Here is a 13,479-nt window from a genome sequence, read left to right as displayed (position 1 = left end):
AGTGGGTCCGCCGGGGCCCGTTGCCCGGCCGGCGCGACCCAGACGGGCGGATCTGCGTCGACGGAGCCCGCGGGACCCGCGCCGCCGGGCCCGCGCGTCAGCCGGGACGGCCGGCGCGCGGTGGTGGCCCTGGGAAGCCGCCGACGCGGCCCAGGCGGTTGGAGGCACACCGGGCGGGTCTGTGCCATGGAGCCCCCGCCGGCCCAGCACTCGGAATCCCGGCCGCCGGAGGCACACCACGCGGATCCGCGCCGTGAAGCCCCGCCGGCCCAGCACTCGGAATCCCGGCCGCCGGAGGCACACCGGGCGGGTCCGCGTCGTAAAGACCTCACCCGCCCGGCCCCGGAGTCACGGCCGCATGAGGACCTTGACCGCGCCCTCCCGCTTCTTCTGGAACATCTCGTACGCGTGCGGGGCGTCCGACAGTGGTACGTGGTGGGTCGCGAAGTCGTCGACGCCGAGCGGGTCCTCGTCGGTCAGGTAGGGGATGATCTCGTCGCTCCAGCGCCGTACGTTGGCCTGGCCCATCCGGATCTGGATCTGCTTGTCGAACATGGTGAGCATCGGCAGCGGGTCGGCCATGCCGCCGTAGACACCCGTGAGGGACAGTGTGCCGCCGCGCCGCACCAGCTCGATGGCGGTGTGCAGGGCGGCGAGCCGGTCGATGCTGAAGCGTTCGGCGAAGGGTCCGCTGATCTTCCTGGGCAGCAGGGCCGAGGCGTTCTGGGCCAGGCGCGCGACCGCACTGCCGTGGGCTTCCGTGCCGACGGCATCGATCACGGCGTCCGGCCCGCGCCCGTCGGTCTCGTCGCGGATCGCCTGGACCAGTTCCTTCTCGCTGTCGAAGCTCCGGAGGTCGTACGTCTCCACGCCCCGCGTACGGGCCCGGCGCAGCCGTTCGCTCACCAGGTCCACGCCGAAGACGCGCCCGGCGCCGCGCACCTGGGCGACCCGGCAGGCCATGTCGCCGATGGGCCCGAGTCCGAGCACGGCCACGCTGCCGCCCTCGGGGACGTCCGCGTACTCGACTGCCTGCCAGGCGGTGGGCAGCACGTCGGAGAGGTACACGAAGCGGTCGTCCGGCGGCCCCTCCGGGACCTTGATGGGCCCGAACTGGGCCTGCGGGACGCGCAAATACTCGGCCTGGGCGCCCGGGACGGCGCCGTACAGCCGGGTGTAGCCGAACAGGGCGGCACCCATGCCCTCACTGGTGACCTGGGTGGTCTCGCACTGGGTCGGCAGTCCGGTCATGCACATCCAGCAGTTTCCGCAGGCGATCTGGAAGGGCACCACGACCCGGTCGCCGACGGCGAGGTCCGGCACCGCGGCACCGACCTCCTCGACGATGCCCATGGGTTCATGGCCGAGGATGTCGCCCGGTGTCATGAACGGTGTGAGTACCTCGTAGAGGTGCAGGTCGGAGCCGCACAGTCCGGTGGAGGTGATCCGGATGACGGCGTCCGTCGGTTCCTGGATCTTCGGATCGGGCACCTCCTCCACCCGTACGTCCCGCTTGCCCTGCCAGGTCACTGCCTTCATCGCCCGGCACTCCCTCCGTCAGGTCATGTGTCGGTCCTCGGGTAGGCGCCCCGGGTACCCGGGGGACTCCCGCCGAACCGTGATCCAGGGCCGATCGGCCTAGTCGACGCGACTAATCAGAAACGGACGGGTATGGCCACCAATGAACTTATAAGCGCACAATCAGAAACACGAGACGGGCGGGCAAGGTGGGCATGGTGGGTAGGGAGCAAGGGACGCGCGCCAGACGCGCCCGTACGGCGGCGGCACTGCTGACCGCCACGGGCCTCTTCGCCGCGGGTTGCACGGGACAAGGCACCCCCCGGGTCCCGACAGACGACGGACGCGGACCGTTCCGCTCGGCACAACCGGACACCTCGGAACCGAACACTTCACCGTCGAGCGGGGCCCACCGTCCCTCCGTGCTCGCCGTGAAGATCGACAACGTACGGGCGGCGCGCCCGCAGACGGGCCTCGACGCCGCCGACGTCGTCTACGCCGAGCAGGTCGAGGGCGGCCTCAGCCGCCTCATGGCGGTGTACGCGACGAAACTGCCGAAGGCCGTCGGCCCCGTGCGCAGCGCCCGCGAGTCGGATCTGGAGCTGCTGCGGCAGTTCGACCACCCGACGCTCGCCTTCTCCGGCGCCCAGGGCAAGCTGATGCCCCTGATCAACCGGGCACCGCTGGCCGCCCGCACCCCCGAGAAGGCGGCCGACGCCTACTTCCGCGGCACCGACAAGGTCCTTCCGCACAATCTCTACCTGCGCCCGAAGCGCCTGGTGCCCACCACGCCGGGCGCGGCCGCGCTGACCACCGGCTTCCGCTACGGACCGGCGCCGGCCGGCGGCACCCGGGACACCTCCGAGACGGTCCGCTACCCGGCCGCCCGCTTCACCTTCACGTGGTCCGAGAGCAGGCGGCGCTGGCTGGTCTCGATGGACGGCGCCCCGGACGTGACGGCCGACGGCAAGCGGCTGGCCCCGGCCACGGTCGTCGTGCAGTACGTCAAGGTCCGCAAGTCCGCCTTCCACGACTTCCTCGGCAACAACACGCCGTACACGGTGACCGTGGGCTCGGGGAAGGCGAAGGTGCTGCGCGACGGCCGCGCCTTCGACGTGAACTGGAAGCGGGCGACGCCCGCGGACGGCACGGACTTCACCACGAAGGACGGCTCCCCGGTGAACTTCGCGAAGGGCCAGGTGTGGGTCGTCTTCGCGAAGGCCTCCTGATCAGGGCTGGGTGACGAGGGGCTCCGCGGGATTGCGGAGCCCCTCCGCCGCGTCCGCGACCCGGCGGATCAGCTCGAAGAAGCGGCTCTGCTCGTCGTCGGAGAGCGGGGCCAGGAAGACCTGGTTCATCCGGGCGGTGCGCACGGTCAGCTTGCGGTGGGTGCGCACCCCGTCGTCGGTCAGGCGCAGCAGGAAGCGGCGCCCGTCCTGGGGGTCGCGGACCTTGTCGAGCAGTCCGCGCCGGCCGAGCCGGCTGATGACCTCGGCGATGGTGGACCGGTCGAGGCCGACCCGCTCCCCCACCGTGCGCTGGTCGAGCCCCGGCTCGGCGACGAGCGCGTTCAGGACCGCGAACTGGGGCGAGGTGATCTCCTCGGAGACCATCGTGTTCCACAGCAGGTAGTGCGCCTGCTGGAGCCGCCGGGCGAGGTGCCCGGGGTGGGTGGTGAGGTCCACCGCGGCCATGTGCGCTCCCGAGTCAGAGGGTCGATGCGTGGGCGTTTTCGTTTGTGCACTGAAGAGTAGTGAGCCTTGACGCCAGGCTGCCACAGTGGCAGCTTAAGAGAAACCTCGCTGAAATACTCAGTGCACTGAGCAATTGGAGAGATGGGGCTGTGCGGATGGACAAGGTGGTCGCCACGGCCCGGGAGGCGGTGGCCGATGTGCCGGAGGGCGCGTCGCTCGCGGTGGGCGGTTTCGGGCTGAGCGGTGTGCCGAACGTGCTCATCCAGGCCCTGTACGAGCAGGGCACCGGCTCCCTGTCGGTGGTCTCCAACAACTGCGGGGCAATGGAGTCGGGCCTCGCGGTCCTGCTCGCCGCAGGCCGGATCGCCCGGGTGACCGGGTCGTACATCGGCGCCAACAAGGAGTTCGCCCGCCAGTACCTGGCCGGTGAGCTGGAGGTCGAGATGATCCCGCAGGGCACGCTCGCCGAGCGGCTGCGGGCGGGCGGCGCCGGGATCCCCGCCTTCTTCACCCCGGCCGGCGTCGGCACCCAGGTCGCCGACGGCGGGCTGCCCTGGCGCTACGACGGCAAGGGCGGCGTCGCCCTGGCCTCCCCGCCGAAGGAGGTGCGGGAGTTCGACGGCACCGAGTACGTCCTGGAGCACGGGATCCGCACCGACTTCGCCCTGGTCCGCGCGGCGAAGGGCGACCGGTACGGCAACCTGGTCTTCAACAGGTCCACCCGGAACTTCAACCCCCTCGCGGCGATGGCCGGCAGGGTCACGATCGCCGAGGTCGAGGAGCTGGTGGAACCCGGCGAGATCGACCCGGACGCGGTGCACCTGCCGGGCATCTTCGTGCAGCGGGTCCTCGCGCTGACACCCGAGCAGGCGAGGGACAAGCGGATCGAGCAGCGGACGGTGAGCAACTGATGGCCTGGACCCGGGAACAGATGGCGGCGCGGGCCGCGCGCGAACTCCAGGACGGTCAGTACGTCAACCTCGGCATCGGACTGCCGACGCTGATCCCCAACCACCTCCCGCCGGGCGTCGAGGTGATCCTGGAGTCGGAGAACGGCATCCTCGGCACCGGCCCCTACCCCACCGAGGACCAGGTCGACCCCGATCTGATCAACGCGGGCAAGGAGACCGTCACCGTCCTGCCGGGGGCCTCCTTCTTCGACTCGGCGCTCTCCTTCGGGATGATCCGGGGCGGGCACATCGACGTGGCCGTCCTGGGCGCCATGCAGGTGTCCGAGACCGGCGACCTCGCCAACTGGGCCGTCCCCGGCAAGCTGATCACCGGGATCGGCGGGGCGATGGACCTGGTCCACGGCGCCCGCACGGTGATCGTGGTGATGACCCACACCGCCAAGGACGGCTCTCCCAAGATCCTCACCAAGTGCGCGCTGCCGCTGACCGGCAAGGCGTGCGTGAACCGGATCATCACCGACCTCGGCGTCCTGGACGTCACCGAGGACGGTCTCGTGCTGGTCGAGACGGCGCCCGGGGTGGGCGTCGAGGAGATCGTCGCCAGGACCGACGCACAACTGACCGTCGCGGAGGACCTGCGATGAAGAACGTCTACATCGTCGACGCGGTCCGCACCCCGGTGGGCCGCTACAACGGCGGACTCGCCGCGGTGCGCCCGGACGACCTCGGCGCCCACGCCATCCGTGCACTGCTCGCCCGTACGCCCGAACTGGACCCGTCCCGGATCGAGGACGTCTACTTCGGCAACGCCAACGGCGCGGGCGAGGAGAACCGGAACGTGGGCCGGATGGCGGCGCTGCTGGCCGGCCTGCCCACCTCCGTGCCCGGCGTGACCGTCAACCGGCTGTGCGCGTCGGGGCTGGAGGCCGTGATCCAGGCGGCCCGCGCGATCGCCCTCGGGGACGCCTCCGTCGCCGTCGCCGGTGGTGTGGAGTCGATGACCCGGGCGCCGTACGTGCTGCCCAAGTCGGACAGGCCGTTCCCGGCCGGGCACGCCGAGCTGTACTCGACCACGCTGGGCTGGCGCATGGTCAACCCGCGGATGGAGCCGCAGTGGACGGTCCCGCTGGGCGAGTCGGCCGAACTGATCGCCGACAAGCACAAGATCAGCCGCGAGCAGCAGGACGAGTTCGCGCTGGCCTCGCACCGGAAGGCGGCCGCGGCCCGGGCGGCGGGGCTGTTCGACGCCGAGCTCGCGCCGGTGCCGGTCCCGCAGCGCAGGGGTGAGCCGGTCGACTTCGGCGCGGACGAATGCGTACGGCCGGACGCGTCACTGGCCTCCATGGCGAAGCTGAAGCCGTCGTTCCGCACGGACGGCGGCACGGTGACCGCGGGCAACGCCTCGCCGTTGAACGACGGTGCCGCGGCGCTGCTGCTCGTCGACGACGAGGGCCTCGCCGCGACCGGTCGCGAGCCGCTGGCCCGGATCTCCGCGAGCGGGGTCAACGCGCTGGACCCGCACTACTTCGGACTCGCCCCCGTCGAGGCGGTCAACCGGGCGCTCGCCAAGGCGGGCAAGGGGTTCGACGACCTGTCCGTGCTGGAGCTGAACGAGGCGTTCGCCGCCCAGGTGCTCGGATGTGTCGCCGAATGGCCCGAGTTCGACCCGGCGATCCTCAACCCGCAGGGCGGGGCCATCGCCCTCGGCCACCCGCTGGGCGCCTCGGGCGCGCGGCTGGCCGGCACCGTCGCCCACCAACTCGCCCGCAGGGGCGGCGGAGTCGGGGTCGCCACCCTGTGCATCGGCGTCGGCCAGGGCCTCGCTCTCGTCCTCGAACGTTAACGGAACGCAGGAATCCCCATGACTCTCACCCAGCACGACATCGACCGGGAAATCGCCGCCGAGCACGCCGCCTACGAGAAGCGGCTCGCCGACGGCGCCCCGGTCGAGCACCAGCCGCGCCGCGACTACGCGCCCTACCGCTCCTCGGTGCTGCGGCACCCGAAGCAGCCCCCGATCGGCATCGACGTCTCCCAGGACCCCGAACTGGTGGAGCTGCACTCGCCCGCCTTCGGCGAACGCGACATCACGGAGATCGACAACGACCTGACCCGGCAGCACAACGGTGAGCCGATCGGTGAGCGGATCACCGTCGAGGGACGGCTCCTGGACCGCGACGGCCGTCCGCTGCGCGGTCAGCTCGTCGAGATCTGGCAGGCCAACTCGGCCGGACGGTACGCCCACCAGCGCGAGCAGCACGACGCCCCGCTGGACCCGAACTTCACGGGCGTCGGCCGCACGCTGACCGACGACAGCGGCCGCTACCGCTTCACGACCGTCCAGCCGGGGCCCTACCCGTGGCGTCAGCACCTCAACGCCTGGCGGCCGGCCCACATCCACTTCTCGATCTTCGGCACGGCGTTCACCCAGCGGCTCGTGACGCAGATGTACTTCCCGAGCGACCCGCTCTTCCCTTACGACCCGATCATCCAGTCGGTCACGGACGACGCGGCCCGCCAGCGGCTCGTCGCCACCTACGACCACAACCTGTCCGTACCGGAGTTCTCGATGGGCTACCACTGGGACATCGTGCTCGACGGACCGCAGGCCACCTGGCTCGAAGAAGGACGCTGACCAGCCATGACGAAGATCGACACCAGCCGTCCGGAGACCGTGCTGCCGACCCCGTCGCACACGGTCGGCCCCTTCTACGGACACGCCCTGCCCTTCCCCGGCGGCGGCGACATCGCGCCCGTCGGCCACCCGGACGCCCTCGTCCTCCAGGGTTACGTCACCGACGGCGCGGGCGCCCCGCTGCCGGACGCCTTCCTGGAGCTGTGGAGCGCCGACCCGGACGGCGACGTCCCGCAGGTCGACGGTTCGATCCGGCGGGACCCGGCGACCGGCGGCTACCTGGGCCGCAACGGCGTGGAGTTCACCGGCTGGGGCCGCATCCAGACCGACGCCAACGGCCACTGGAGCGCACGGACCCTGCGGCCGGGCGCCCGGGGGCGGAGCGCGCCGTACATCAGCGTGTGCGTCTTCGCGCGCGGGCTGCTGGTGCACCTGTACACCCGGATCTACCTGCCGGACGACGAGGCGGCCCTGGCCACGGACCCGCTGCTGGCCCGGGTGCCGGCGGAGCGGCGCGACACGCTGATCGCACGCCGGCAGGGCGACGGCACCTACCGTTTCGACATCCGCCTTCAGGGCGAAGGCGAAACGGTCTTCCTGGAGTTCCAGTGACTTCTCCCGATCCGGACACCGGACTGCTCGGCCCCGGGTGGGCGGGCTCCCCCGCCGCCTCCGCGACCTCCGACACCGCCCACCTCCAGGCGCTGCTGGACGCGGAGGCCGCGCTGACCCGCGTACAGGCCCGCCTGGGGCTCGCCCCGCAGGCGGCGGCGGACGCGGTGACCGAGGCGGCCGACGCGGCCCGGTTCGACGTACGGTCCCTCGCCGAGCGTGCGCGCGGCGGCGGCAACCCCGTCATCCCGCTGGTCGCCGATCTCACCCAGGCGGTCGGCGAGGAGCACGGCCCGTACGTGCACCGGGGTGCCACCAGCCAGGACATCCTGGACACGGCGACGATGCTGGTCGCGACCCGCACGCTCGACCTCGTCCTCGCCGACCTCGACCGCGCCCAGCGGGCCCTGGTCCGGCTGGCTGCCGAGCACCGCGACACGGCGATGCCCGGCCGGACGCTCACCCAGCACGCTGTTCCGACCACGTTCGGGCTCAAGGCGGCCGGGTGGCGGTCACTGGTCCTGGACGCGCGGGACCGAGTCATCGAGGTGCGGGACGACCTCCCTGCCCAACTCGGCGGTGCCGCCGGGACGCTGGCCGCTTTCACCGCGTACGGCGCCCGGAACACGGTGATGCTCACAGCGGCCTTCGCCCGTGAACTCGGCCTCGATGCACCGCTCCTGCCCTGGCACTCCCTGCGCACCCCCATCGCCGACCTCGCGGGATGCCTGGCCTTCACCGCCGGCGCGCTGGGCAAGATCGCCGCGGACGTGCTCGTGCTCGGCCGTACCGAGATCGCCGAGGTCGCGGAGGGCAGCGGGGGCGGATCCTCGGCGATGCCGCACAAGGCCAACCCCGTGCGGTCCACGCTGATCGCCGCGGCCGCCCGGCGCGCGCCCCAGCTCGCGGCCACGCTGTACGCCTCGCTGGCCGCCGAGGACGAGCGGCCGCCCGGCGCCTGGCACGCCGAGTGGGAGCCGCTCAGGGACCTGCTGCGGCTGGTCGGCGGAGCCGCGCGGGACGCCGCCGAGCTGACCGAGGGGCTACAGGTCCACGCCGACGCCATGCGCGCCCACCTGGACCTCACCCACGGGCTGATCGTCTCCGAGCGGCTCTCCGCCGAGCTGGCACCCGTGCTGGGCCGCGCCCGCGCCAAGGAACTGCTGACGGAACTCGCCAGGCGGACCTACACCGAGGGGGTCTCGCTCGGTGAACTCCTGGCCCGGGAGCCCGCGTTGAAGGACGTCGACCTCGGCGAGCTCACCGACCCCGCCCGCTTCACCGGTTCCGCCGGTGCCCTCACCGACCGTGCTCTGGAGCGACGTTGACCGTGAAACTGCTCAACCACCGTGCCGAGGGCTCCGCTTCCGCTCCCCCGCTGCTGCTCGGACCGTCGCTGGGGACGTCGTACGCCCTGTGGGACACGGTGGCGCCCGAGCTGTCCGTCACCCACCGGGTGATCCGCTGGGACCTGCCCGGCCACGGCGGTTCGGCGGCCGACCTGATCGGACCCGGCGCCACCGTGGGCGACCTCGCCGACCTGGTGCTCGCGCTCGCCGACTCGCTCGGCCTCGAACAATTCGCCTACGCGGGGGTTTCGCTCGGCGGCGCGGTGGGTCTGCACCTGGCCGTGCGGCACCCGGAGCGCGTCGCGTCGCTGGCGGTGATCTGCTCCTCGGCCCACTTCAACGGCAGCAAGCCGTGGGAGGAGCGGGCCGAGCGGGTCCGCCGGGAGGGGATGGGGTGGCTGCTGGAGACCGCGAACTCCCGTTGGTTCGCGGGCGACTTCAGCGTGCCGGAGCTGGTGCGGGACCACGCCGAGGCCGATCCGGAGGCGTACGCGGCCTGCTGTGACGCCCTGGCCTCCTTCGATCTGCGCGACCGACTGGCCGGGATCTCCGCGCCCACCCTCCTGATCGCCGGCCGCGAGGACCCGGCGACCCCGCCGCCCCATCTGCGGGAGATCGCCGACGCGGTGCCGCGCGCCACGCTCGTCGAGCTCCCCGGGGCCTCGCACCTGGCCCCGGCGCAGTGCCCGGAGGCCGTGCTCACCGCTCTGCGCACGCATCTCGACGGAGGCGCCAAGCGGGGCATGGAGGTGCGGCGCGAGGTGCTCGGGGACACCCACGTGGACCGGGCGCAGGCCCGGCAGACCCCGTTCACCGCCCGCTTCCAGGACTTCATCTCGCGGTACGCGTGGGGCGAGATATGGACGGACCCCACGCTCAGCCGCCGCGAGCGCAGCATGATCACCCTGACCGCGCTGGTCGCGCACGGCCACTACGACGAACTGGCCATGCATGTGCGGGCGGCGCGCCGCAACGGCCTCACCCCGGAGGAGATCGGGGCCGTCCTGCTCCAGACGGCCGTCTACTGCGGGGTACCGGCGGCGAACTCGGCGTTCGCCACGGCGCAGCGGGTGCTGGCGGAGGAGACGGAAGGGTGACCCCGGCAGGGGCAGGCACGAGGGACGGCGATGTGCCTACCGTGGGGGCATGTCGACCATCCTGATCACCGGTGCCACCTCGGGTCTCGGCCGCTACGTCGCCTTCGAGCTGGTCCGCTCCGGCCATCTCGTCCTCGCCCACGGCCGGGACCCGGGCCGCACCGAGAACCTGGTGGCGGAGCTGCGGACCGAGGGGCGGGCCGAGGGTTTCGTGGCCGACCTCGCCTGTCTCGACGAGGTGCGCGAGCTGGGCGCGCGGGTCGCCGACGCCCACCCCGAGCTCGACGTCCTGGTCAACAACGCGGGGGTGGGCTCCGGTTCGCCTGGCTCGCGCCGTGAGGTGAGCGCCGACGGCCATGAACTGCGGCTGGCGGTGAACTACCTGGCGCCGGTGGTGCTGACCCGGGCCCTGCTGCCGGTGCTGCGGGCGAACACCCCCGCCCGCGTCGTCAACGTGGGCTCGGCGGGCCAGGAGCCGATCGACCTCGACGACCCGGAGTTCACCCGCGGCTACGCCGGGTTCGCCGCGTACTGCCGTGCCAAGTTCGCCCTGGCGGCCCACACCTTCGCGCTGGCCGAGGAGCTGGCGGGCACGGGGGTCGCGGTCAACGTCCTGCACCCGGCGACCTTCATGGACACGGCCATGGTCCGCGAGGGCGGGGTCGCCCCGTGGTCGACGGTCGCGGACGGGGCGCCCGGAGTGCTGGCCCTGGCCACCGAGGACCTGGGAACGGGCGGCTACTTCGACGGGACCCGTCCGGCGCGGGCCCATGAGGCGACGTACGACGAGGAGACCCGCAAGCGCCTGACCGCGCTCACCGACCGCCTGACGGCACCCTGAGGGCTCCGCGTCACCGCAGCCCGCGCCCCGTCTCCAGGACCTCCCTCGCCTGCGCCACCAGCCCGTCCGCCCCGCAGGAACGCGCGAGCGCCAGGCCCCTGTTGAGCTCGGCCACGGACCGCGCCGCGATGCCGTACTCGACCCGGGCCGCCGCGTGCTCGTACTGGCAGGGTGAGGCCTCCAGATAGGCGACGGCCTGTGCGGCGAGTCGCACCGCCCGCTGCCCGGTCTCCAGGGCCGCCGCGCACCGCAGCGCCTCACCGATCGCCGTGTCCGTGCCGAGCCGCTCGGCGTGCCGGCGGACCTCCGTGGCCAACTGGGCGGCCCGCACCGGGTCCTCGACGGCGAGGGCACGCGCGAGGTCGACCGCCCAGGGCACCAGCACCGGGTTGTGGTGGCCCCGGACCGCCGCCGCCTTCTCCGCGGCGTCCAGTTCGTTGATCCCGTCCTTGGTCCGGCCCACGGCCAGCAGCAGCCGCCCACGCACGGACCGCGGGTCGGGCAGCACGATCGTGGACGGGTACGGCGGCGCGAAGCCGTACTGCTCGGCGATCGCCCACGCCTCCTCGACATGGCCGCGCGCGAGCAGCGTGTCGACGAGGTTGCAGGTCGCCGACCAGTACAGCGGCAGGCCCCGTCCGACCCGCTCGGCGAGCCGCAGCGACTCGCGCAGGGAGGTCTCCGCCTCCCGGAGCCGGCCGCGCCGGCGGTGGGCCAGGCCGACGTAGGCGTGGGCGAGCGCGAGGTGGCCGCCGCTCCAGCCGGCCGACTCGTAGGTGCGCAGGGCGTCGGTGTAGAGGGCCTCGGCGCGGTCGAGCCGGTCGGTGAAGGCGTACGCGCTGGCCAGCATCAGGGGCAGTTCGAGACCCCACTCGGTGTCGGTCCAGCCGAGGCCGGGCGCGAGGCGGCCGTTGACGAGGGCGCGGTCGCAGACCTCGGCGATCTCCTCGGCGCTCTCGCCTCGGGCCATCGCGTCGAAGCCGCGCAGGATCAGCAGGGCCCGCTCGGAGTTGTCCCGGCCGGTGCAGGTGGCGGCCAGGGCGGCGAGGCGCTCGGAGCGTCCCGGTGAGGTGGCCTCGCCCGGGTAGAGCCCCTCCCAGGTGTACTGCACGGCCTGGAGGCGGAGTCGGGCCGGGCCCTCCTCGTGCCGGGCGGCCTCCGCCTCGACGGTACGGACCGCCTCCTCGAGCTGGTTGTTGTGCATGAGGGCCTGGGACAGGCGGATGACGGCGTCCACCCGGGCCGCGCCCTCCAGGCCGGGCATGGCGAGCGCGGTCTGGAGGTGGCCGATGGTCCTGGCGGGGGCGGTCAGCAGGGTGGCGCAGCCGAGTTCGAAGAGCACGCGCGCGTGGACCTCGGGCGTCGGCGGTTCCAACAGGGCGCGCTCCAGGCAGCGGCGGGCCGCGTCGGGGGCGCCGACGAGGAGGTGTTCGCGGGCGGCCTCGCGCAACTGCTCGACGAGCTCCTCGTCGTCGTCCGGGTGGACCTGGAGCAGATGCCGGGAGGCGGCCGCGGCACCGAGCCCGGAGTCGGTGACGAGCTGGGCGGCGATGCCGTGCATGGCGGTGCGCAGGGCGTCCGGGATGGACTCGTAGACGGCGGTGGCGATCAGCGGGTGCACGAACTCCAGCTCGCCGTCCTCCACGCCGGAGTCGGTCAGGATGCGGGCGCTGCGCAGGAGTTCGGCGCAGCGCGTCGCCGTGTCCGGCTTCAGGGTGGCGAGTCTGGCCACCAGGGCGACGGAGATGTCGGTGCCGAGGATCGCGGCCGCCCAGGCGAACCGGGTGGCGTCGATGCCTAGTTCCTCCAGGCGGGCGACGAGTCCGCCGCCGCGGGCCGAGCGGTTCAGCTCGCGCAGTTCGTTCGCCGAGCCCTCGCCGGGTTCCATCTCGCTGTCGCGGACCTTGGCGAGGAGTTCGACGGTCTCGTACGGGTTGCCGCCGGTGACGGCCCAGACCTCACGGCAGAAGGGAGCGTCGGCGTGCTCGCCCAGGGTGGCGCGGGTCAGTCCCGCGGTGGCCTCCGGGGTGAGGGCGCTGAGGCTGGTGACGGGGCGGCCGGCCGCCGAGGCCACGGTCTCCAGGAGGCCGGCGCTCTCTGTGGTGGCCTCGCCGGGGCGCCGGGCCACCACGACCAGGACGGACAGGTCGTCCAGGCGCTCGGCGAAGGCGGCGAGCCAGCGCAGGGTCTCCTGGTCGGCCCAGTGGGCGTCGTCGACCATCAGGACCAGCGGCCAGTCCCGGCGGGCGAGCCGGCGCACCGCGGCGACCAGTCCGTCGCACACGCCCTGCGGGTCGGCCTGCCGCTCACCGGGGTCCGCGATGCCGAGGGCGGGGCCGGCGATGTCGTACCAGTCGCCGAGGTACTCGCGGGCCTCCTCGGGCATCAGCGACAGGAGGGCCGGCTGGAGCAGTTGGCGTACGACGTTGAAGGGGACGGACCTGAGGGTCTCGCCGCCGCGGGCGGACCAGACGGTGCAGCCGCGCGCCTCGGCGATACGGCGGGTCTCGGCCAGCAGGGCGGTCTTGCCGAAGCCCGCCTCGCCGCGGATGACCAGCACTTTGCCCGAGGACGTCCGTCCCGCGCACAAGGAGTCGATCACCCGTTCGATGGCGGTGAGTTCCTCGTCGCGCTCCCACAGCGAGGCCGGGGCGGCCGCAATGGGCCGTACCTCCGTCATCCCGCTACCTCCCCAAGTCGCCCGAACGACGTACAGATCTCGAGCGTAGCCGTCCGGGTGCGGAAGCGGAGGGCGGTCGGGGTACCTGTTGCCTTGACGGGTGACCTGCGGTACGGGCAGGCGACGCGCCCCGCCGGTGACC

The 13,479-nt window shown here is 72.9% G+C and carries 12 protein-coding genes; 9 read left to right on the top strand and 3 right to left on the bottom strand.

Translation table 11 applies throughout. The features are described 5' to 3' along the window. Window positions 1-348: 348 nt before the first annotated feature. Window positions 349-1,539: a zinc-dependent alcohol dehydrogenase gene (locus ACZ66S_RS10175; RefSeq protein ID WP_469901048.1), complete on the bottom strand. Its 1,191-nt coding sequence runs from the start codon at window positions 1,537-1,539 to the stop codon at window positions 349-351. 194 nt (window positions 1,540-1,733) lie between these two features. On the opposite strand from ACZ66S_RS10175, the gene ACZ66S_RS10170 reads away from it, so the two are divergent. Next, window positions 1,734-2,747, top strand: coding sequence for a DUF3048 domain-containing protein (locus ACZ66S_RS10170; protein ID WP_469901047.1), 1,014 nt, complete (start codon window positions 1,734-1,736; stop codon window positions 2,745-2,747). Here ACZ66S_RS10170 and ACZ66S_RS10165 read toward each other — a convergent pair whose 3' ends face one another. After that, on the bottom strand, window positions 2,748-3,212 hold the full coding sequence (locus ACZ66S_RS10165) for a MarR family winged helix-turn-helix transcriptional regulator (protein ID WP_053849235.1): 465 nt from the start codon (window positions 3,210-3,212) through the stop codon (window positions 2,748-2,750). Window positions 3,213-3,367: 155 nt separating this feature from the next. On the opposite strand from ACZ66S_RS10165, the gene ACZ66S_RS10160 reads away from it, so the two are divergent. From ACZ66S_RS10160 to ACZ66S_RS10125, 8 genes are read left to right on the top strand one after another with little or no spacing between them, the layout of a single operon-like run. Continuing rightward, complete coding sequence (locus ACZ66S_RS10160; protein WP_469901046.1) at window positions 3,368-4,123, top strand: CoA transferase subunit A; 756 nt, start codon at window positions 3,368-3,370, stop codon at window positions 4,121-4,123. Continuing rightward, complete coding sequence (locus ACZ66S_RS10155) at window positions 4,123-4,767, top strand: CoA transferase subunit B (protein ID WP_469901045.1); 645 nt, start codon at window positions 4,123-4,125, stop codon at window positions 4,765-4,767. Before ACZ66S_RS10160 ends, ACZ66S_RS10155 begins: the two co-directional genes overlap by 1 nt. After that, a complete protein-coding gene (locus ACZ66S_RS10150; RefSeq protein ID WP_469901044.1) occupies window positions 4,764-5,966 on the top strand; it encodes a thiolase family protein in 1,203 nt (400 codons plus the stop codon). The genes ACZ66S_RS10155 and ACZ66S_RS10150 overlap by 4 nt, the downstream gene beginning before the upstream one ends. Window positions 5,967-5,984: 18 nt before the next feature. Beyond that, window positions 5,985-6,758 carry a protocatechuate 3,4-dioxygenase subunit beta gene (gene pcaH, locus ACZ66S_RS10145; RefSeq protein WP_469901043.1) on the top strand — a complete coding sequence of 258 codons (774 nt, stop codon included), beginning with the start codon at window positions 5,985-5,987 and terminating at the stop codon, window positions 6,756-6,758. A 6-nt stretch (window positions 6,759-6,764) separates the two neighbouring features. Beyond that, window positions 6,765-7,370: a protocatechuate 3,4-dioxygenase subunit alpha gene (gene pcaG / locus ACZ66S_RS10140; RefSeq protein WP_469901042.1), complete on the top strand. Its 606-nt coding sequence runs from the start codon at window positions 6,765-6,767 to the stop codon at window positions 7,368-7,370. Beyond that, entirely contained in the window at window positions 7,367-8,698 is a 1,332-nt protein-coding gene (gene pcaB / locus ACZ66S_RS10135) for a 3-carboxy-cis,cis-muconate cycloisomerase (protein ID WP_469901041.1), read from the top strand. Before pcaG ends, pcaB begins: the two co-directional genes overlap by 4 nt. After that, window positions 8,695-9,816, top strand: a complete 1,122-nt coding sequence (gene pcaDC, locus ACZ66S_RS10130; protein WP_469901040.1) for a bifunctional 3-oxoadipate enol-lactonase/4-carboxymuconolactone decarboxylase PcaDC — start codon at window positions 8,695-8,697, stop codon at window positions 9,814-9,816. The genes pcaB and pcaDC overlap by 4 nt, the downstream gene beginning before the upstream one ends. Window positions 9,817-9,865: 49 nt before the next feature. Next, entirely contained in the window at window positions 9,866-10,657 is a 792-nt protein-coding gene (locus ACZ66S_RS10125) for an SDR family NAD(P)-dependent oxidoreductase (RefSeq protein ID WP_469901039.1), read from the top strand. Between the two features lie 10 nt (window positions 10,658-10,667). On the opposite strand, the gene ACZ66S_RS10120 is transcribed toward ACZ66S_RS10125, so the two are convergent. Further along, a complete protein-coding gene (locus ACZ66S_RS10120) occupies window positions 10,668-13,337 on the bottom strand; it encodes an ATP-binding protein (RefSeq protein ID WP_469901038.1) in 2,670 nt (889 codons plus the stop codon). Between the last annotated feature and the right edge of the window lie 142 nt (window positions 13,338-13,479).

The organism is Streptomyces sp. NPDC107471 (assembly GCF_055582845.1).
Note: the sequence above shows the minus strand (reverse complement) of the source record. Positions and strands in the feature narration are given on the sequence as shown.

What these genes read in the sequence shown, in the direction of transcription:
- ACZ66S_RS10150 (WP_469901044.1), top strand. Translation starts at nt 4,764, where the DNA reads ATGAAGAACGTCTACATCGTCGACGCGGTCCGCACCCCGGTGGGCCGC.
- ACZ66S_RS10165 (WP_053849235.1), bottom strand. Translation starts at nt 3,212, where the DNA reads ATGGCCGCGGTGGACCTCACCACCCACCCCGGGCACCTCGCCCGGCGG.
- ACZ66S_RS10175 (WP_469901048.1), bottom strand. Translation starts at nt 1,539, where the DNA reads ATGAAGGCAGTGACCTGGCAGGGCAAGCGGGACGTACGGGTGGAGGAG.
- pcaG (WP_469901042.1), top strand. Translation starts at nt 6,765, where the DNA reads ATGACGAAGATCGACACCAGCCGTCCGGAGACCGTGCTGCCGACCCCG.
- ACZ66S_RS10120 (WP_469901038.1), bottom strand. Translation starts at nt 13,337, where the DNA reads ATGACGGAGGTACGGCCCATTGCGGCCGCCCCGGCCTCGCTGTGGGAG.
- pcaH (WP_469901043.1), top strand. Translation starts at nt 5,985, where the DNA reads ATGACTCTCACCCAGCACGACATCGACCGGGAAATCGCCGCCGAGCAC.
- ACZ66S_RS10160 (WP_469901046.1), top strand. Translation starts at nt 3,368, where the DNA reads ATGGACAAGGTGGTCGCCACGGCCCGGGAGGCGGTGGCCGATGTGCCG.
- ACZ66S_RS10155 (WP_469901045.1), top strand. Translation starts at nt 4,123, where the DNA reads ATGGCCTGGACCCGGGAACAGATGGCGGCGCGGGCCGCGCGCGAACTC.
- ACZ66S_RS10170 (WP_469901047.1), top strand. Translation starts at nt 1,734, where the DNA reads ATGGTGGGTAGGGAGCAAGGGACGCGCGCCAGACGCGCCCGTACGGCG.
- ACZ66S_RS10125 (WP_469901039.1), top strand. Translation starts at nt 9,866, where the DNA reads ATGTCGACCATCCTGATCACCGGTGCCACCTCGGGTCTCGGCCGCTAC.